This window comes from Tritonibacter sp. SIMBA_163, from assembly GCF_046535935.1.
In the GTDB taxonomy this organism is placed as follows: Bacteria; Pseudomonadota; Alphaproteobacteria; order Rhodobacterales; family Rhodobacteraceae; genus Epibacterium; species Epibacterium scottomollicae.
Genome location: NZ_JAWJBP010000506.1, coordinates 1 through 269, shown reverse-complemented (window position 1 = coordinate 269; position 269 = coordinate 1). Strand labels below are relative to the sequence as shown.

General features: G+C 57.2%; 1 protein-coding gene. It reads right to left on the bottom strand.

All coding sequences use genetic code 11. The annotated features are described in order from the left end of the window. Positions 1-269, bottom strand: a 269-nt coding sequence (gene thyA, locus R0J92_RS23315) for a thymidylate synthase (RefSeq protein WP_411053424.1), incomplete at both ends; no start/stop codon positions are given.

The window sequence follows — 269 nt, the reverse complement described above, 5'->3', positions numbered from 1 at the left end:
CGGCGTGCGGGCTAGCTGCTCTTGGGCTTGTTCAAGGTGGTTGCTGTATAGGTGCGCATCGCCCAGCGTGTGAACGAACTCGCCGGGCTGTAAGCCGGTGACTTGCGCCACCATGCTGAGCAGCAGCGCGTAGCTTGCAATATTAAACGGCACGCCAAGGAAAATATCCGCACTGCGTTGGTAAAGCTGGCATGAAAGCCGCCCATTGGCTACGTAAAACTGGAACAGGCAGTGGCACGGTGGCAGCTTCATTTCGTCTACCTGACCAG